Raw genomic sequence first — 18,678 nt, 5'->3', positions numbered from 1 at the left:
CGGCACCCCCCGGAGTGAGCACGAGATAAGCGACCGACATAATGTCGGTCGTGGCGACTGCAACAGCAACAGATACCGGGCACGCACACCCGTCGGTCAATCGACCGAACCTCACCAGCGTCGGAACCATCATCTGGTTGAGTTCCGAGCTGATGTTCTTCGCGGCCCTCTTCGCGATGTACTTCACCCTGCGATCGGTGACGGGTGCCGACCACTGGAAGGAAATGGCGTCCTCGCTGAACCTTCCGTTCTCGGCGACGAACACCACGATCCTGGTGCTCTCCTCCCTCACCTGCCAGCTCGGCGTCTTCGCCGCCGAGCGCGGTGACGTGAAGAAGCTGCGCACCTGGTTCACGATCACGTTCGTGATGGGTGCCATCTTCATCGGCGGCCAGGTCTTCGAGTACACCGACCTCGTGAAGGAGGACGGCCTCTCGCTCTCCTCCGACCCGTACGGCTCGGTGTTCTATCTGACGACCGGCTTCCACGGCCTGCACGTGACGGGCGGTCTGATCGCCTTCCTGCTGGTTCTGGGCAGGACGTACGCGGCCAAGAGGTTCACCCACCACCAGGCGACGGCGGCCATCGTCGTGTCCTACTACTGGCACTTCGTCGACGTGGTGTGGATCGGCCTCTTCGCCACGATCTACTTGATCAAGTAATCGGTCCCGTCCCGCACCGGACCAACAGTCCAGATCGACGCAGAAGATCCTGACACCGGGGTAATCCGTGAAAAAGCTCTCCGCACGACGACGCCATCCGCTGGCGGCGGTCGTCGTCCTACTCTTCGCGCTGGCGGTCACTGGGGGGCTGTACGCCGCGTTCGCGCCGGCGGACACGGCCAAGGCCGATGAAACCGCCCAGTCCCTCGCCATCGAGGAGGGCAAGAAGCTCTATTCCGTGGGCTGCGCAAGCTGCCACGGCACCGGCGGTCAGGGCACCACCGACGGCCCGAGCCTCGTCGGCGTGGGCGCCGCGGCCGTCGACTTCCAGGTCGCCACCGGCCGCATGCCGCTCCAGCAGCAGGGTGCCCAGGCCCCCCGCAAGAAGGCGATCTACTCGCAGGCCGAGATCGACCAGCTCGCCGCGTACATCGCCTCGCTGGGCGCCGGCCCCTCGGTCCCGACCAAGGATCAGTACAGCCCGGACGGCGCGGACATCGCCAAGGGCGGGGAGCTCTTCCGCACCAACTGCGCCCAGTGCCACAACTTCACCGGTAAGGGCGGCGCGCTCTCCAACGGCAAGTACGCTCCGGACCTGACGGACGTCAACCCGAAGCACATCTACGAGGCCATGCAGACCGGCCCGCAGAACATGCCTTCCTTCCCCGACACGACGATGTCGGAGAAGAACAAGAAGGACATCATCGCGTACCTCGACACGGTCAACAGCAGCAAGTCGGAGAGCCCGGGCGGCCTCGAGCTGGGCGGGCTCGGCCCGGTCAGCGAGGGTCTGTTCGCGTGGATCTTCGGCCTGGGCGCGCTGATCGCAGTAGCCATCTGGGTCGCGGCCCACACCGCTAAGGCCAAGAAGTCATGAGTAGCCAAGACATTCCAGAAGAGAACCTGCCGCACACGCAGGACGCGCACGGCGGTGCCGTGACGAAGACGGCCGGCGACCCGTTCGCCGACCCCGGCCTGCCGCCGCACGAGCCCCGCATCCAGGACATCGACGAGCGGGCCGCCCAGCGCTCCGAGCGCGTGGTCGCCTTCCTGTTCCTGCTCTCGATGCTGGCCACCGTCGGCTTCATCGCCTCCTACGTGAGCGTGCCGGTCGACAAGAGCATCTACGTCTTCCCGATCGGCCACATCAGCGCCCTGAACTTCTCGCTGGGGCTCACCCTGGCGGTGGCGCTGTTCTGCATCGGCGCGGGCGCGGTCCACTGGGCCCGCACCCTGATGTCGGACGTGGAGGTCGCCGACGAGCGGCACGCCATCTCCGCCGAGCCGGACGTCAAGGCCAAGGTCCTGGCGGACTTCAAGCAGGGCGCGGAGGAGTCGGCCTTCGGCCGCCGCAAGCTGATCCGCAACACCATGTTCGGCGCGCTGGCCCTGGTGCCGCTCTCCGGCGTGATGCTGCTGCGCGACCTCGGACCGCTCCCGGGCACCAAGCTCCGGAAGACCGCCTGGTCCGAGGGCAAGATGCTGATCAACCAGAACACGCTGCAGCCGCTGCGTCCGGAGGACATCCAGGTCGGCTCCCTCACCTTCGCCATGCCCGAGGGCATGAAGGAGGAGGACCACGACTTCCAGAAGGAGATCGCGAAGGCCGCCCTGATGATCGTCCGGCTCCGTCCGGAGAACATCAAGGACAAGCGCGAGCTCGACTGGTCGGCCGACGGCATCGTCGCGTTCTCCAAGATCTGCACCCACGTCGGCTGCCCGATCAGCCTCTACGAGCAGCAGACGCACCACGTGCTGTGCCCCTGCCACCAGTCCACCTTCGACCTCTCCGACGGCGGACGCGTGATCTTCGGCCCGGCCGGTCACGCCCTTCCGCAGCTGCGGATCAAGGTCAATGACAAGGGCTACCTCGAGGCCATGGGCGACTTCGCCGAGCCCGTCGGTCCTGCCTTCTGGGAGCGCGGATGAGCACTACGACCACGAACGAATCCGGCGCCGGCGCGCCGGGCCGCCGCAAGGCGCCCGCGGGCGAGCGGGTAGCCGACTGGGCCGACGGCCGCCTCGGGATCTACTCCCTGGCCAAGGCCAACATGCGGAAGATCTTCCCGGACCACTGGTCCTTCATGCTGGGCGAGGTCTGCCTCTACAGCTTCGTCATCATCATCCTCACGGGTGTGTACCTGACGCTGTTCTTCCACCCCAGCATGGAAGAGGTCGTCTACCACGGTCCGTACGTCCCGATGCAGGGCATGCGGATGTCGGAGGCCTTCGCCTCCACCCTGAACATCAGCTTCGACGTGCGCGGCGGTCTGCTCATCCGGCAGATCCACCACTGGGCTGCCCTGATCTTCCTCGCGGGCATGTTCGTGCACATGATGCGCGTGTTCTTCACCGGCGCGTTCCGCAAGCCGCGTGAGGTCAACTGGCTGTTCGGCTTCCTGCTGTTCGTCCTGGGCATGTTCACCGGCTTCACCGGTTACTCGCTCCCGGACGACCTGCTCTCCGGCACCGGTGTCCGCTTCATGGAGGGCGCGATCCTGTCCGTGCCGATCATCGGCACGTACATCTCGATGTTCCTCTTCGGTGGCGAGTTCCCCGGCTCGGACTTCGTGCCGCGGTTCTTCTCCATCCACGTCCTGCTGCTGCCGGGCATCATGCTCGGTCTGCTCGTGGCGCACCTGATCCTCGTGATCTACCACAAGCACACGCAGTTCCCCGGCCCGGGCCGGACCAACAAGAACGTCGTCGGCCTCCCGCTGATGCCGGTCTACATGGCCAAGGCCGGTGGCTTCTTCTTCCTGGTCTTCGGCATCATCGCGGCCATCGCGGCGATCGCCTCGATCAACCCGATCTGGGCCATCGGCCCGTACCGCCCGGACCAGGTGTCCACCGGCGCCCAGCCCGACTGGTACATGGGCTTCGCCGAGGGTCTGATCCGCGTCATGCCGGGCTGGGAGATCAACCTGTGGGGCCACACGCTCGTCCTGGGCGTGTTCATCCCGCTGGTCATCTTCCCGCTGGTGCTCGGCGCGATCGCGGTCTGGCCGTTCATCGAGTCCTGGGTCACCGGTGACAAGCGCGAGCACCACCTGCTGGACCGCCCGCGCAACGCTCCGACCCGCACCGCCTTCGGCGCCGCCTGGATCGCCGCGTACTTCGTGATGCTGGTCGGTGGTGGAAACGACCTGTGGGCCACCCACTTCCACCTGTCGATCAACGCCATCACCTGGTTCGTCCGCATCGGCTTCTTCGTGATCCCGGTCCTGACGTTCATCGCCACCCGCCGGGTGTGCATGGGCCTCCAGCGCCGCGACCGCGACAAGGTGCTGCACGGACGAGAGTCCGGCATCATCAAGCGCCTGCCGCACGGTGAGTTCGTCGAGGTCCACGAGCCGCTCTCGCAGGAGCAGCTGCACACCCTCACGGCGCACGAGCAGCCCAAGCCGCTCGAGCTGGAGCCGGAGTTCGACGAGAACGGCGTGGCCCGCAAGGCCGGCGCCGGCCAGCGCCTGCGCGTGAAGCTCTCCAAGGGCTTCTACGGCGACGGGACCCAGATCCCGAAGGCCACGCGCGAGGAGTACGAGGAGATCACGAGCGGCCACGGCCACCACTGATCTCCGGGTCACTGCCTGATCCACACTGATCGCTGATCGCCACAGCGAGAGCCCCGTCCATCGCCTGGACGGGGCTCTTCGCGCTTCCCGGGGGTGGATAGGCTGGTCGGGCAGAGCCCCGGGACGCACCCGGCTCTCCGGACCGACCACCAGGAGCGTGGACCATGAACGTTGTGACCCCGGCAGGCGGCGACAGCGTGGCGGCCCCCTCCTGGCCCGGCCTCCTGGACGCCCTGCTCACCGGCCGTGACCTCACCGCCGACGACACCGCCTGGGCCATGGACCGGATCATGCGCGGCGAGGCCTCCGACGCCCAGATCGCGGGCTTCCTGGTCGCCCTGCGCGCCAAGGGCGAGACGGTCGCCGAGATCTCCGGCCTGGTCCGCACGATGTACGCGCACGCCCGGCTCATCGAGGTGCCGGGCCCGAGCGTGGACATCGTGGGCACCGGCGGCGACGGCGCCAAGACCGTCAACATCTCCACCATGTCCTCGATCGTCGTGGCCGGCACCGGCGCGAAGGTCGTCAAGCACGGCAACCGGGCGGCGTCCTCGGCCAGCGGCGCCTCGGACGTCCTGGAGAAGCTGGGCGTCAACCTCGACCTCACGCCGAAGCGGGTCGTGGAGGTGGCCGAGGAGGCCGGCATCACCTTCTGCTTCGCCGTGAAGTTCCACCCGTCCCTGCGGCACGTGGCCGGGGCGCGGCGCGAGCTGGGCATCCGGACCGTCTTCAACGTGCTGGGCCCGCTGACCAACCCCGCCAAGGTGCGGGCCCAGGCCACCGGCGTCGCGGACCCCCGCATGGCGCCGATCCTCGCCGGAGTGCTCGCTGAGCGCGGCTCCACGGCGCTGGTCTTCCGCGGCGACGACGGCCTCGACGAGCTCACGACGACCGCGACCTCGCGGGTGTGGGTGGTCTCCGGCGGCCGGGTCCGCGAGGAGGCCTTCGACCCGCGGGACGTGGGGCTGGACCTCGTGCCGGTGGAGGCGCTGCGGGGAGCCGACGCGTCGTACAACGCGGACGTGGCGCGGCGCGTGCTGGCGGGCGAGACCGGACCCGTACGGGACGCGGTGCTGCTGAACTCCGCGGCGGCGCTGGTCGCCCAGGCGCCCACGGAGGCGCCGCTGCCGGAGCAGATCCGCGCCGGGCTGGCGCGCGCGGCGGAGTCGATCGACTCCGGTGCGGCGCGGCGGGCGCTCGACCGCTGGGTGATCGCCAGCAACGCCTGACGTCTCGCCCCGCGGAACGACGGTTCCGCGGGGCGATCACGTGTGCCATACTCCTCGGCAAGGTCACGAGTGACAGCGATCAGGCCCCGGCTTGCTGTCCGGCAACCCTCCGTCCGTGGCGGGGTGCCCCGGGTGATGACCAGGCCGCAGGCAGCGAGGTCTGCGGCAAGCGCGGATCCCTCGCCAGGGATCCTGGTTGTCGAGGGAGTTCCTTCCGTGGTTCAGCGAATGCGTTAGGGCTCGAAGAGCCCCTTTTCCGCGCACCCTTCTTCCCTTCCCGCGCCCGTCGCGCGGTGGAATTCGCCTGCCTTCTTACGGGAGTTCGCCATGTCCGTCTCCACCCTTGCCTCCGATCAGGCCATTTGCACCCCTCTGCCCGTTCTTGGGTGTGATGTCCGCGTCCCGCTGGTCACCGGAGGAGAGGTGACGTACGCGGCTCTGGACTACGCGGCCAGCGCGCCCGCCCTGCAGCGGGTGTGGGACGACGTGGCGGCGTACGCGCCCTACTACGGCAGCGTGCACCGCGGCGCGGGATACCTCTCGCAGCTGTCGACCGAGCTCTTCGAGAACAGCCGGGCCGACGTCGCCGCGTTCCTCGGCTGCCGGGACGGGGACCAGGTCCTCTTCACCCGCTCGACCACCGACTCCCTCAACCTGCTCGCCGCCGCACTCCCCACCGGGACCCGGGTGTTCGTCTTCGAGACCGAGCACCACGCGGCGCTCCTGCCCTGGGAGCGGCGCGCGGACACCGCTGTGACCTACCTCGACGCGCCCCGCACCCCCGTGCAGGCGGTCGAGACCCTGGAGCGGGCGCTCGCGGCCCGCGAACCGTACGGCCCCGCGCTCGTGTGCGTGACCGGCGCGTCCAATGTGACCGGCGAGCTGTGGCCCGTACGGGAACTCGCCGCGGCCGCGCACGCGCACGGCGCGCGGATCGTGGTGGACGCGGCCCAGCTCGTCCCGCACCAGCGGGTGGACATCGCCGAACTCGACGCGGACTGGGTCGCCTTCTCCGGCCACAAGCTGTACGCCCCCTTCGGCGCGGGCGTCCTCGCCGGGCGCGCGGACTGGCTCCGCGACGCGAAGCCCTACCTCGCGGGCGGGGGCGCCAGCCGGCGCGTCGCACGGGGCGCCTCCGGCGAGGTGGAGGTCGACTGGCACGAGGGAGTCGCCCGGCACGAGGCCGGCTCGCCCAACGTCATCGGCGCCTACGCCATCGCCTCCGCCTGCAAGGCGCTCACCGAAGCGGGCTTCGACCGGCTCGCGGAGCGGGAGCGGGAGCTGATCGCCCGGGTGCGGGAGGGGCTCGCGGCGGTGCCGGGGGTGCGGGTGCTGTCGCTGTTCGGGCCGGACGCCCCGAGCGTGGGCGTCCTCTCCTTCACCGTCGACGGCTGGAACAGCTCGCACTTCGCGGCGGCGCTCTCCGCGGAGTACGGGATCGGCGTCCGCGACGGCCTCTTCTGCGCGCACCCGCTCGTGCGGACGCTGGTCGGTGCGGGTGCCTCTGCGGAGGGGGAGTGCGGTTCCTCCGACGAGGGAACGCCGCTGAACGCGATCCGGGTCAGCTTCGGGGCGGGGACGCCGGACGAGCACGTGGAGCGGTTCGTGAGGGCGGTGGGCGAACTCGTCCGCGACGGGGCGAAGTGGTCCTACCGGACGGAGGGCGGCCGCTGCGTGCCGGTCGCCTGACGGCGGCGGCAAGCCCTCCGGCTCCCCGCAGGGGGAAACGGCGAAAGGGCGGGACCGGGGCCTTCTCCTCCGCCGCGACGGCGAGTAACCCCCACCGGCGTGACCGGCGGTCGGCCTACGACTCCAGGCCGATCGCGAACGCCGCCTCCAGATCGTGCTGCGAGTACGTGCGGAACGCGATGTGCGTCTCGGTCGAGGCGACGCCCGGGACCTTGCTGATCCTCCCCGGGATGACGTCCGCCAGATCGTCGTGGCGAGCCACCCGCACCATGGCGATCAGGTCGTGCGCCCCGGTCACCGAGTACACCTCGCTCACGCCCTCGATCGCCGCGATCTGCTCGGCGATCTCGGGGATCCGGTCGACGTCGGTCTTGATCAGGACGATCGAAGTGATCACGGCGTGCTCCTATCGGGGGTCGGGGGGCAGCCCCGCTTCACTCTAGTCGTACGCCCGTACCTCGCCCACGCGTACAGGAAGCCGAGGGCGAAGCCCACGACGTGGGCGAGGTAGGCGACGCCGGGCCGGTCGCCGGCCGAGCGGGCGGCGAGCCACTGCAGGACGAACCAGAAGAGCAGCACGGCCCAGGCCGGAAACCGCAGGGGCAGGAAGAAGAGGAACGGGAAGAGACTGGTGACGCGGGCCCGGGGGAAGAGGTAGAGGAAGGCTCCGAGCACACCGGAGATCGCCCCGGAGGCGCCGACGAGCGTCCGGTCGGAGCCCGCGTGCACGACGGCGTAGCCGAGCAGTGCCAGCACTCCGGCGGCGAGGTAGAAGAGGGCGAAGGCTCCCCGGCCCATACGGTTTTCGGCCATGGCGCCGAAGACATAGAGGAAGAGCATGTTGCCGAGCAGATGCAGCCAGTTGCCGTGCACGAAGAGCGCGGTGAGCGGGGTGATCAGCTCCGCCGCGGGCCCGTGCCAGAGCTCCTCCGGCACCACGCCCCAGCGCTCGAAGTAGGCGGCCTGCGCGGCGAGGAGGCTGCTGCCGCTGCCGGGGTCGCCGGAGAGGGGGGCGGTGAGGCCCGACGCGGGGCCGAGCAGGAACACCACGCAGCAGGAGCCGATGAGGCCGTAGGTGACGAGGGGAGCCTGTCCCGGCTTTCCGAACATGAGCAGATCATGACGTACCGGCAGTAAAGCGCACAGAGTGCCTCGCCGGTCCGCCGAAGCGGGCCCGCGCACCGCGCCGCATGACCATCAGGCCGTAGGGTTACGGGAAGCACACCCGCAGTTCGATGGACTTGACGAGGACGGACGACACGATGGGCGTTCCCCAGCCGACAGCCGGGACCCGGTGGCGCTGCGCGCTGTGCGGCAATCTGACCCGGTTCGATGTGACCCGTACGACCAAAGCCGTGGAATTCGTGCACCTCGACCTCTCCGGCGAGCCGAGCGTGGAAGAACGCGAGGTGGTCAGTGAGACCATCGAGTCCGTGCGTTGCCGCTGGTGCAACGCGGTCGACCAGGTCGAGCTGGTGGACCGGCCGGGCGCGAAGGCCTGAAGAACGGGAGCGATGGTGGTGGAGCACACGGGTGGCGCGGAGACGGCCGGTGGGCCTGGTGACACCGGTGGGACCGACGGCGCTGCCGAGGTGCTCGACCGACCGTTGCCGGAGGGCGTGCGGCGCCGGGTCATCGGGCTGGTGGCGGAGGCGTTCGGCGGGCTGACCGTGGCCGAACTCCCGGCGGCGCTGCGGCAGTACGCCCGCTTCACGCCGAGCCGGCGGGCCAAGTTCGCGGGCAACGCGATGGCGGCCGCGGTGGAGAACGACGCCGCGTTCCGCCAGCGCATCTCGGCCCGGCTGCGCGAGACGGGCTCGGAGCTCGCCGAGGCCCTGGACTCCGGTTCGCCGCCGGCGGCCGCCGATCCGGAGGACGTGGCGGCCATGGCCTACGTGCTGCGGCCCGCCGGCTGGGTCAAGCTCGTCACGGCGGCCGGCGAGGAGGCGCTGCGGGTGACCGCGGAGCGCGCCGGCGAGGAGGCCCAGCGCGAACTGCGGCGGCTGCGCGAGGAACTGGCGCAGGCGCGGGCCGAGTCCCGCGCCGAGACCGAGCGGATCCGCGCCGAGCTGGAGGCCGCCCGCAAGGAGGCCGATTCGCTGCAGCGCAAGCTGCGCAGCGCCGTGGCCGACGTGCGCCGCGGCGAGGCCGCCGTGCGCAAGGCGGAGGCCGAGCTGGAGTCCGTACGGGCGGCGGGCGCGGCCGAGAAGGCGGCGGCGCTGGGGGAGTCCCGGCGGCTCAAGACGCGGCTGTCGGAGGCCGAGGCCGCGCTGGAGGCGAGCCGCCGGGCGGTGCGCGAGGGCCGCAGCGTGGAGGACATGCGCCTGCGCCTGCTGCTCGACACCGTGCTGGACGCGGCCCAGGGGCTGCGGCGCGAGCTGGCGCTGCCGCCCGTCTCCGTGCATCCGGCGGACACGGTGGACGCCGTGGAGCCCGGCCGGATGACCCCGAAGGACATCGCCACGCGCGCCCTGTCCGAAACCGACCCGGCCCTCCTGGACCAGCTGCTGGCGCTGCCTCAGGCACACCTCGTGGTCGACGGCTACAACGTCACCAAGACCGGCTATCCGACGATGCCGCTGGACAAGCAGCGGCTGCGGCTGCTGGGCGGCCTCGCGATGCTGGCCGCGCAGACGGGCGCCGAGGTCACGTGCGTCTTCGACGGCGCCGAGCTGGCCGCGCCCGTCCTGCTCGCGCCGCCGCGCGGGGTGCGGGTCCTCTTCAGCAAGCCCGGGGTCACCGCGGACGAGCTGATCCGCCAGCTGGTGCGGGCCGAGCCGCCGGGCCGGCCGGTCGTGGTGGTCTCCACCGACCGCGAGGTCGCGGACGGCGTCGCGAAGGCGGGCGCCCGCCCGGTGGCATCGGCCCTGCTCCTCAAGCGACTTGCCCGTACCTGACCGTCAAGCCGCCATCACCGGCTGTGTCACGTTGGTAAAGCTTCGCTTGGGGCAGGAGATTTTTCTGATGAGGATTTGAACGGATCGCTCCGGGGTCACTAAGGTCGGGCCTCGAACCTTCGCCCGGTTGATCATCCAATAGGGGTGACGGTGAAGGTCCCGCCGAACCGCCGCTTCCGGCGTGCGGTGGCGGCCGAGGAAGAAGGAGCTCGTCTCCGTGGCGTCCCACCGTCGACCCAAGCAGCCGGGCCGCGCCCGGGTGACCGTCCTGACGGCGACCGCAGCCGCAGCCGTCGCCCTCACCTCCCAGGCCGCGCACGCCGATCCGAAGGCCTCCAAGGCCGAGGTCAAGGAGAAGGTCGACAAGTACTACGAAGAGGCCGAGCAGGCCACGGAGAAGTACAACGGGGCCAAGGAGAAGCAGGACAAGCTCGACCAGCAGGTCACCGATCTCCAGGACAAGGTCGCCCGCGGCCAGGAGGAGATCAACAAGCTGCGCAACGGCCTCGGTTCGCTGGCCACCGCGCAGTACCGCAGCGGCGCCGTCGACCCCTCGCTGCAGCTGCTCCTCTCCTCCGACCCGGACGGCTACCTCGACAAGGCCTCGACGCTCAACCAGGTGAGCGCCAAGCAGGCCAGCACCCTCAAGCAGATCTCCGAGAAGCAGCGCGTGCTCAAGCAGCAGCGCCAGGAGGCCACCGGCAAGCTCAAGGACCTCGCGGAGACCCGCAAGGTGCTCGGCGAGCAGAAGGAGGCCGTCCAGGAGAAGCTCGCCGCGGCCAAGGAGCAGCTCAACACCCTCACCGCCGCCGAGCGCGCCGAGGTCATGGGCGAGAAGGAGAAGGCCGACGGCGGCAAGAGCGGCGACGGTGCCCGCGCGGGCCGCGACAGCTCCCGGCCGGACCTCGGCAAGGACGTGCCCACCTCCGGCCGCGCCGCCGCGGCCCTCGCCGCCGCCCAGGGCAAGATCGGCTCCCCGTACGTGTGGGGCGCGACCGGCCCGGGCTCCTTCGACTGCTCCGGGCTGACCGGCTGGGCCTACGCCCAGGCCGGCGTCACCCTCCCGCGCATCTCCCAGGACCAGGCCAACGCCGGCACCCGCATCTACGACCAGAGCCAGCTCAAGCCCGGTGACCTGGTGCTCTTCTACGGCGACCTGCACCACATCGGCCTCTACGCGGGCAACGGCATGACCCTGCACGCCCCCAAGCCGGGCGCGAACGTCCGCTACGAGTCGATGGGCAACATGCCCTTCCAGTTCGGCGTCCGCATAGGCTGACGGACCGGCCCGCCACTGGGCCGAACGGCTGACGCGCCGCCCGTTCGGGCGAATCGCGGTGGCCCGCGCTGACTCCACGCCCCGCCGGTGACCTGCGTCTCCGGCGGGGCGTCCGCATTCCCGTCCCATTCCCACCCCCGGCGGTCTTTGAACGCGGGGTGAGCACGCCGCTACTGTCCGGCGTGCGGTACGACACGTCCCGGACCGCGCCCACAGAGCAGCAACGAAGGGAGTGCAGCAGCCCGTGGCGTCCCATCGCCGTTCTTCGCAGTCCGGTCTCACCCAGACCGTCCGGGTCACCGTCCTGTCCGCCGCCGTGGCCACAGCGGCGGCCGCCATGGCGCCCCCGGCCGTGGCCCGGCCCGGCGACACCGCCCGCGACGACCGGTCCGGCGGCACCGTCAAGTCACAGGTCGACCGGCTCTACGAGCAGGCCGAACGGGCCACCGAGAAGTTCAACGAAGCGGGCGAGCGCGCCGGGGCACTCCGCCGCAAGGTCGCCGAGGCCACCGACCGCGTGGCCCGCGGCCAGGAACGCGTCAACCACATGCGCACCGCCCTCGGCATGATCGCCGCCGCGCAGTACCGCAGCGGCGCCGTCGACCCCGCGCTCCAGCTGCTCCTCTCCTCCGACCCCGACGGCTACCTGGAGCGCGCCGCCACCCTCGACCGCGTCTCCGACCGCCAGGGCGAACAGCTCAAGGCCCTCCTCGGCGCCCAGCGCGCCCTCCGCCAGGAGCGCACCGAGGCCGCCCGCATGCTGGGCGAGCTGGAGCAGACCCGCAAGGCCGTCGAACACCACAAGCGCGAGGTCGAGAGCAAGCTCGCCACCGCCCGCCGGCTGCTGAACGCCCTGCCCGAGGCCGACCGCCGGGCGTACGCGCGGGCCTCGCGCTCCGGCGGCACCCGGACGCTCGACCACGCGGGCGGCGGCGTCCTCGGCGGGCTGCAGGACCTCACCGCCGCCTCCGGCCGCGGCGCCGCGGCCGCCATGGCCGCCCGCTCCGCCGTCGGCTCGCCCTACGCCTGGGGCGCGAACGGGCCGGGCGCCTTCGACTGCTCCGGCCTCATGCAGTGGGCCTACGGGCGGGCCGGGGTCGGCCTGCCGCGCACCTCCCAGGCCCAGCGCTACGCCGGCCGGCACGTCCCGCTGTCCGAGGCCCGCCCCGGCGACCTCGTCATCTACCGCGACGACGCCAGCCACGTCGGCATGTACGTGGGCAACGGGCAGGTCATCCACGCGCCCTACCCCGGCGCCCGCGTGCGCTACGACCCGGCCAACATGATGCCGATTTCGTCCGTGACCCGGCCGTGAGCGCGCCCTGAGCGCACGCCGGGGGGCGCGCGGCTCGTACGATGCGGGACGTGACGGGCCGGTGCTGGAGGAGCGGACGCGGGGGCACGCGCGCGGGCGGCCGGGGGCCGGCCCGCCGGGCGGCATGCCTCCTGATGGCCCTCCAGGCCCTCCTCGTGAGCCTCACCGGCTGCTCCGCCCTCTCCGACGGCACGGGCGCCCGCGACCGGGCCCTGCAGGGCACCCTGGACCGGTGGGCCGCGGGCGTCCGCGACCACGACGAGAACGCCTTCCTGGCCGCCGTCGACCCGGAGGCCGGGGCCTACCGGGCCGAGCAGCGCCGCGTCTTCGCCAACCTCGCCGCCGTGCCCTTCGCCTCCTGGGACTACCGGCTCGTGCGCACCGGCGGCTTCGCCCCCGAGCGGGGCGAGGGCGGCGGGCGGCGCGTCGCCGCCGAGGCCGAGCTGCGGTACCGGCTGGCCGGCTACGACGGCGTCCCCGTCACCACCCGCACCCGGCTCACCCTCGTCGAGCGCGGCGGACGGTGGTACGTGGCCGCGGAGGCCGCCCCGCAGGGCGGCCGGCAGCTGTGGCAGCAGGGCCCCGTCACCGTCGTCCGCGGCGAGCGCAGCCTCGTCCTCGGCGTCGGCCAGGACCGCGAGCGGCTTCGCGCCCTCGCCGCCCTCGCCGACAAGGCCGTGCCCGCCGTGGGCGCGGCCTGGCGCGCCAAGCCGCGGGAGTGGCCCGGGCGGGTCGTCGTCGAGATGCCGGCCTCCCTGGAGCGGATGGCCGCCCTGCTCGACTCGCCCGTCTCCAACTACCGCGGGATCGCCGCCGTGACCACCGGCGAGGCCGGCGGCACGGGCGCCGCCGCGCCCGCGGACCGCATCATCGTCAACCCCGAGGCGTACGGCGTGCTCGGCGAGTTCGGGCGGCGCATCGTCCTCACCCACGAGACCGCGCACGTCGCCACCCGCGCCAAGACGACGAAGGCCACGCCGCTGTGGCTCTCCGAGGGGTTCGCCGACTGGGCCGCCTACCGCGGCACGGGGCGCACCGCGCGGCAGGCCGCGCCCGAGCTCGCCCGCGCCGCCGCGGCGGGCCGGCTCCCCCGGGAACTCCCCGGCGACCCCGACTTCGGCTTCGCCGGAGAAGCGGGGAAGCTCGCCCGCGCCTACGAGGAGGGGTGGCTGGCCTGCCGCCTCATCGCTGAGCAGTGGAGCGAGGAGAAACTCGTCGCGTTCTACCGGGCGGTGGGGGACCACGGCCGCCGGGACGGGGCCGTGGAGACGGCCCTCCGCAATGTCCTGGGCGTCTCGCCGGCGGAGTTCACGGAGCGGTGGCGAGCGTATGTTGAGGGGCAGCTCGGTACGGGCTGAGCGGTGCCGCTCCGCGGGGGTTCAGCCGATTTCGGCACCGCCGGTCACCTCCGGTGGGGGTTGCGCGCCGTCGCGGCGGGTATTTCTTGCCTGCGGCAAGGGGCCTGGGGGACGGGGCCCGTCGCCTCGCAGCGCGTGGTCGAGAGGCTCCGCCTCTCAACTCCGCCGCGACGGCGATCAGCCACCGCGGCGGTGTCCGGCGGTGCCGGACTCCGCTCACCCCACGGAGTGGCACCGGTGCCGGACCGGCCTCGGTCCCTAGCCGGCCAGGAGAGCCGGTTCCTTCTCCGCCGGCGGGTCGTCCGGAGTGTCCGGCGCCCCCGGCAGGGACACCGTCTCGCGCCACAGACGCGCGCACGAGATCAGCGTCGCGACGACCAGCAATCCGTTCCGCAGCGTCAGTGTGGCCACGCCCAGCTTGTCGCTGGCGACCACGTGGGAGAACCAGATGGGGAACTCCAGCTGGGTCAGCGGCGCGGCCAGCAGGACGAGGGCGATCGGCAGCCGCTGCCGCGTCGTGCCCATCGTCAGGCACACGGCCGCGAGCCCGAGCAGCCAGACCACGTACTGGGGGCTGATCACGCGGCTGGTCGTGGTGAACAGCAGCACCGCCGCGAACGCGGCCTCGTACGGCGTGCACGCCGTGAACCGCCGCGCCCGCACGCGCCACAGCAGCAGCCAGGCGAACGCCAGCACGCTCAGCACGAGCGCGAGCCGGCTCATGGTGTGGACGTACGGGCCGAGGAACTCCACGGAGCCGTAGTGCAGCCGCGCGTGTCCGTGCCAGCCGGCGTGCCGTCCGAGGTGGAAGACGAGCGAGCCGAGGGACTCGACCTCCGTGCCCCGGTCCCGCTGGAAGGTCAGGAAGGCCAGCGCCCCCGGCATCGCGGCCGCGAACAGCAGCCCGAGCACCGCTGCCGTCGCCGCGGCCGTGCCCCACGCCGCCCGTGTGCGGGTCCCCCGGGGCGTGCCGACCAGCAGCAGCACCGGCCACACCTTCAGCAGCGCGCCGAAGGCCGTGAGGGCGCCGGAGAGCCGGGCCCGGCGCCGGGCCGCCAGCAGGGCGGCGACCGCGACGGCCGTCACCATCACGTCGTAGCGGGCGTAGACGATGGGGCCGAGCAGCGGGACGCCGGCCACCCACGCCCACACTCCGGCGGCCGGGCGCCGCCCGTCCCGCACCGCGTACAGCAGCAGCGCGTAGACCGCCGCGTCGGCGAGGAAGCAGACGACGAAGAAGGCGGGGGCGTAGTCGAGGAACGGCAGCAGGCCGGGGGCGAGCACGGCGAGGGCGGCGGCGGGCGGGTACTGCCAGGTGACGTCGTCGTAGGGGAAGGTGCCGGTGCGCAGCACCCCGTACCAGCCCTGGTAGATCACCTCGATGTCGACGGAGACGTCCGACCCCGGCATCACCCACACCCGCAGCACGCACATCAGCAGCACGGCCCGGGTGACGGCCCACACCGCGACCGAGAGCCGCAAACCCCTGCCCGCCATTCATCCACCTCGCCCTTCACGGTCACTACACGCTGTACGCGCGCCGCTACTGCAAGGCATGATGCCGCCCCGGCCGGTCCATACGCCGTGACGTGGCGGGACGGGGCCCCGACTGCCCCCGATCGCACCCGGTACTGTCGGACGGCGATGGACAAGACTCTCGTCGTCACCAACGACTTCCCGCCCCGCCCCGGCGGCATCCAGGCGTTCCTGCACAACATGGCGCTGCGCCTGGACCCGTCGGGCATCGTCGTCTACGCCTCCACGTGGAAGCGCGGCCAGGAGGGCGCGGAGGCCACCGCGCGCTTCGACGCCGAGCAGCCGTTCCCGGTCGTCCGCGACCGCACCACGATGCTGCTGCCGACGCCGCGGGTGACCCGGCGGGCGGCGGACCTGCTGCGCGAACACGGCTGCACCTCGGTGTGGTTCGGGGCCGCGGCCCCGCTCGGGCTCATGGCCCCGGCGCTGCGCCGGGCGGGCGCCCGCAGGCTGGTCGGCACGACGCACGGGCACGAGGCGGGCTGGGCGCAGCTGCCCGCGTCGCGGCAACTGCTGCGGCGGATCGGCGAGGGCACCGACACCCTCACCTACCTGGGGGAGTACACCCGCTCGCGGATCGCGTCCGCGCTGACGGACGAGGCGGCGGCCCGCATGGTGCAACTGCCGCCCGGCGTGGACGAGAAGACCTTCCACCCCGGCTCCGGCGGCGACGAGGTCCGCGCCCGGCTCGGCCTCGCGGACCGGCCCGTGGTGGTGTGCGTCTCGCGGCTGGTGCCGCGCAAGGGCCAGGACACGCTGATCCTCGCCATGCCCCGGATCCTGGCGGCCGTTCCGGACGCGGTGCTGCTGATCGTCGGCGGCGGCCCCTACGAGGACGACCTGCGGAAGCTGGCCGCGGAGACGGGCGTCGCCGGCGCCGTCCGCTTCACGGGCGCCGTGCCGTGGGAGGAACTGCCCGCGCACTACGGGGCGGGTGACGTCTTCGCCATGCCCTGCCGCACGCGCCGCGGCGGCCTCGACGTCGAAGGGCTCGGCATCGTCTACCTGGAGGCGTCGGCGACGGGCCTGCCGGTCGTCGCGGGGGACTCGGGCGGGGCGCCGGACGCCGTCCTGGAGGGCGAGACGGGGTACGTGGTGAAGGGCGGTTCGCCGGCCCAGGCCGCGGACCGCATCGTGACGCTGCTGCGGGACCCGGAGCTGCGCGCGCGCATGGGGGCGCGGGGCCGGCAGTGGGTGGAGGAGAAGTGGCGCTGGGACCTGCTGGCCGAGCGCCTCAAGGAGCTGCTCTAGGCATCCCCTTCAACGCGGAACGGGCCGGATTCGGAAGAATCCGGCCCGTTCTGCTGAGACCGGGGAGCGACGGGCCGCTACGGGCGGTAGATGGCCTCGATCTCGTCGGCGAAGTCCTTCGCCACGACGTTCCGCTTGAGCTTCAGCGACGGCGTCACGTGCCCCGACGCCTCCGTGAACTGCGCGGGCAGGATGCGGAACTTGCGCACCGACTCCGCCTTCGACACGGCGGCGTTGCCGTCGTCGACGGCCTTCTGCACGTCCGCCAGCAGCTCCGGATCCTCGGCCAGCTCGGCCGGCGTCATCCCGGCCGGCTTGCCGTGGTCGGCGAGCCAGCGCGGCAGGAAGTCCTCGTCGAGGGTGACGAGCGCGCCGACGAAGGGGCGGGCGTCGCCGACGACCATGCACTCGGCGATCAGGGCGTGCGCCCGGATGCGGTCCTCGATCACGGCCGGGGCGACGTTCTTGCCGCCCGCGGTGACGATGATCTCCTTCTTGCGGCCGGTGATCGTGAGGTACCCGTCCTCGTCGAGGGTGCCGAGGTCGCCGGTGTGGAACCAGGCGTCCGACATGGCCTCCTCGGTGGCCGTCTCGTTGTTCCAGTAGCCCTGGAAGAGGTGCTCGCCGTGCAGCAGCACCTCGCCGTCGTCGGCGATGCGCACGACCGAGCCGGGCAGCGGCTGCCCGACCGTGCCGATCTTCGGCCGGTCCCAGGGGTTGAACGTGGTCGCGGCGCAGGACTCGGTCAGGCCGTAGCCCTCCAGGACCGTGAAGCCGATGCCGCGGTAGAAGTGGCCCAGGCGCTCGCCCAGCGGCCCGCCGCCGGAGATGGCGTGGGTCGCCCGGCCGCCGAGGACGGCCCGCAGCTTGCCGTAGACGAGCTTGTCGAAGACGGCGTGCTTGATGCGCAGGCCGAGGCCGGGCCCGGACGGGGCGTCCAGGGCGCGGCTGTAGGCGATGGCGGTGTCCGCGGCCTTGTCGAAGATCTTGCCCTTGCCGTCGGCCTGGGCCTTGGCGCGGGCGCCGTTGTAGACCTTCTCGAAGACGCGGGGCACGCCGAGGATCAGGGTCGGGCGGAAGGAGGCGAGCTCGTCCGTCAGGTTGCGGATGTCGGGCACGCAGCCCAGGCGGATCGGCGCGAGCATCGCGCAGATCTCCACCAGGCGCCCGAAGACGTGGGCGGTGGGGAGGAAGAGCAGGACGGACGAGTCGCCCGTGTTGAACAGCGGCTTGAGCCGCTCCACGGCGTTGCCGCACTCGGCGAAGAACGCGCGGTGGGTGAGGACGCAGCCCTTGGGGCGGCCCGTGGTGCCGGAGGTGTAGACGATGGTCGCGGGCGAGTCGGCGTTCGCCAGGGCGCTGCGCTCGTCGACCTCCTCGTCCGTGACGTCGGCACCGGCCTCGCGCAGCCGCTCGACCGCGCCGGCCTCGATCTGCCAGACGTGGGCGAGCTCGGGCAGCCGGTCCTTGATGGACTCGACGGCCGCCTCGTGGTCCGCGGTCTCGACGATGCAGCCGACCGCACCGGAGTCGCTGAGGATCCACTGGATCTGCTCGGCCGAGCTGGTCTCGTACACCGGAACGGTGACGCCGCCGGCGCTCCAGATCGCGAAGTCCAGCAGCGTCCACTCGTAGCGGGTGCGGGACATCAGCGCGACCCGGTCGCCCGGCCGCACACCGGAGGCGATCAGGCCCTTGGCGGCCGTCCGGACCTCGGCGAGGAAGGCGGCGGCGGTGACGTCCTCCCAGCGGTTTCCGGCCTTGCGGCCTATGACGACGACGTCGGGGCGCTGCGCGGCGTTGCGGCGGATCAGATCCGTCAGGTTTCCGTCCGCAGGGACCTCATAGAGGGCCGGAAGGCTGAACTCGCGCAAGACTGCTGCTCCT

16 protein-coding genes and 1 riboswitch are annotated in these 18,678 nt (G+C 72.0%); of the genes, 12 read left to right on the top strand and 4 right to left on the bottom strand.

The window, feature by feature from the left end:
• Window positions 1–41 precede the first annotated feature (41 nt).
• The 6 genes from ctaE to B7P34_RS14625 all read left to right on the top strand — a co-directional run bounded on the left by ctaE (window position 42) and on the right by B7P34_RS14625 (window position 7,155).
• Window positions 42–662, top strand: coding sequence for an aa3-type cytochrome oxidase subunit III (gene ctaE / locus B7P34_RS14650; protein ID WP_030364647.1), 621 nt, complete (start codon window positions 42–44; stop codon window positions 660–662).
• 67 nt (window positions 663–729) lie between these two features.
• On the top strand, window positions 730–1,539 hold the full coding sequence (qcrC, locus tag B7P34_RS14645; RefSeq protein WP_106676600.1) for a cytochrome bc1 complex diheme cytochrome c subunit: 810 nt from the start codon (window positions 730–732) through the stop codon (window positions 1,537–1,539).
• Window positions 1,536–2,591 (top strand): cytochrome bc1 complex Rieske iron-sulfur subunit, encoded by a 1,056-nt coding sequence (qcrA, locus tag B7P34_RS14640; RefSeq protein ID WP_106676598.1) that lies wholly within the window; start codon window positions 1,536–1,538, stop codon window positions 2,589–2,591. The genes qcrC and qcrA overlap by 4 nt, the downstream gene beginning before the upstream one ends.
• Window positions 2,588–4,237, top strand: coding sequence for a cytochrome bc1 complex cytochrome b subunit (gene qcrB, locus B7P34_RS14635; RefSeq protein ID WP_106676596.1), 1,650 nt, complete (start codon window positions 2,588–2,590; stop codon window positions 4,235–4,237). The genes qcrA and qcrB overlap by 4 nt, the downstream gene beginning before the upstream one ends.
• A 164-nt stretch (window positions 4,238–4,401) precedes the next feature.
• A complete protein-coding gene (gene trpD / locus B7P34_RS14630; RefSeq protein ID WP_106676594.1) occupies window positions 4,402–5,466 on the top strand; it encodes an anthranilate phosphoribosyltransferase in 1,065 nt (354 codons plus the stop codon).
• 61 nt (window positions 5,467–5,527) lie between these two features.
• A riboswitch (SAM riboswitch) is annotated at window positions 5,528–5,644 on the top strand.
• Between the two features lie 245 nt (window positions 5,645–5,889).
• Entirely contained in the window at window positions 5,890–7,155 is a 1,266-nt protein-coding gene (locus B7P34_RS14625) for an aminotransferase class V-fold PLP-dependent enzyme (RefSeq protein WP_223267851.1), read from the top strand.
• Window positions 7,156–7,270: 115 nt separating this feature from the next.
• On the opposite strand, the gene B7P34_RS14620 is transcribed toward B7P34_RS14625, so the two are convergent.
• Both B7P34_RS14620 and B7P34_RS14615 read right to left on the bottom strand, forming a co-directional pair.
• Complete coding sequence (locus tag B7P34_RS14620; protein WP_106676590.1) at window positions 7,271–7,552, bottom strand: Lrp/AsnC family transcriptional regulator; 282 nt, start codon at window positions 7,550–7,552, stop codon at window positions 7,271–7,273.
• Entirely contained in the window at window positions 7,549–8,265 is a 717-nt protein-coding gene (locus B7P34_RS14615; RefSeq protein WP_106676588.1) for a rhomboid family intramembrane serine protease, read from the bottom strand. The genes B7P34_RS14620 and B7P34_RS14615 overlap by 4 nt, the downstream gene beginning before the upstream one ends.
• A 152-nt stretch (window positions 8,266–8,417) precedes the next feature.
• Between B7P34_RS14615 and B7P34_RS14610 the strand changes: the two genes are divergently transcribed.
• The 5 genes from B7P34_RS14610 (at window position 8,418) to B7P34_RS14590 (ending at window position 14,004) form a co-directional block, all read left to right on the top strand.
• Complete coding sequence (locus tag B7P34_RS14610; protein WP_106676643.1) at window positions 8,418–8,657, top strand: hypothetical protein; 240 nt, start codon at window positions 8,418–8,420, stop codon at window positions 8,655–8,657.
• Window positions 8,658–8,669: 12 nt separating this feature from the next.
• Window positions 8,670–10,052, top strand: a complete 1,383-nt coding sequence (locus B7P34_RS14605; RefSeq protein ID WP_106676586.1) for an NYN domain-containing protein — start codon at window positions 8,670–8,672, stop codon at window positions 10,050–10,052.
• Window positions 10,053–10,269: 217 nt separating this feature from the next.
• Entirely contained in the window at window positions 10,270–11,331 is a 1,062-nt protein-coding gene (locus tag B7P34_RS14600) for a C40 family peptidase (RefSeq protein ID WP_106676584.1), read from the top strand.
• A gap of 244 nt (window positions 11,332–11,575) precedes the next feature.
• Window positions 11,576–12,646: an NlpC/P60 family protein gene (locus tag B7P34_RS14595; protein WP_106676641.1), complete on the top strand. Its 1,071-nt coding sequence runs from the start codon at window positions 11,576–11,578 to the stop codon at window positions 12,644–12,646.
• Between the two features lie 134 nt (window positions 12,647–12,780).
• A complete protein-coding gene (locus tag B7P34_RS14590; protein WP_223267849.1) occupies window positions 12,781–14,004 on the top strand; it encodes a hypothetical protein in 1,224 nt (407 codons plus the stop codon).
• Window positions 14,005–14,262: 258 nt separating this feature from the next.
• Here the strand turns inward: B7P34_RS14590 and B7P34_RS14585 are convergent, their stop codons facing one another.
• On the bottom strand, window positions 14,263–15,501 hold the full coding sequence (locus B7P34_RS14585; protein ID WP_106676580.1) for a glycosyltransferase 87 family protein: 1,239 nt from the start codon (window positions 15,499–15,501) through the stop codon (window positions 14,263–14,265).
• 147 nt (window positions 15,502–15,648) lie between these two features.
• On the opposite strand from B7P34_RS14585, the gene B7P34_RS14580 reads away from it, so the two are divergent.
• Window positions 15,649–16,791: a glycosyltransferase family 4 protein gene (locus B7P34_RS14580; RefSeq protein ID WP_106676578.1), complete on the top strand. Its 1,143-nt coding sequence runs from the start codon at window positions 15,649–15,651 to the stop codon at window positions 16,789–16,791.
• A gap of 77 nt (window positions 16,792–16,868) precedes the next feature.
• Here the strand turns inward: B7P34_RS14580 and B7P34_RS14575 are convergent, their stop codons facing one another.
• Window positions 16,869–18,665, bottom strand: coding sequence for an AMP-dependent synthetase/ligase (locus tag B7P34_RS14575; RefSeq protein ID WP_106676576.1), 1,797 nt, complete (start codon window positions 18,663–18,665; stop codon window positions 16,869–16,871).
• Window positions 18,666–18,678: the final 13 nt, after the last annotated feature.

It is taken from the genome of Streptosporangium nondiastaticum (assembly GCF_003011965.1).
Classification (GTDB): domain Bacteria; phylum Actinomycetota; class Actinomycetes; order Streptomycetales; family Streptomycetaceae; genus Streptomyces; species Streptomyces nondiastaticus.
Note: the sequence above shows the minus strand (reverse complement) of the source record. Positions and strands in the feature narration are given on the sequence as shown.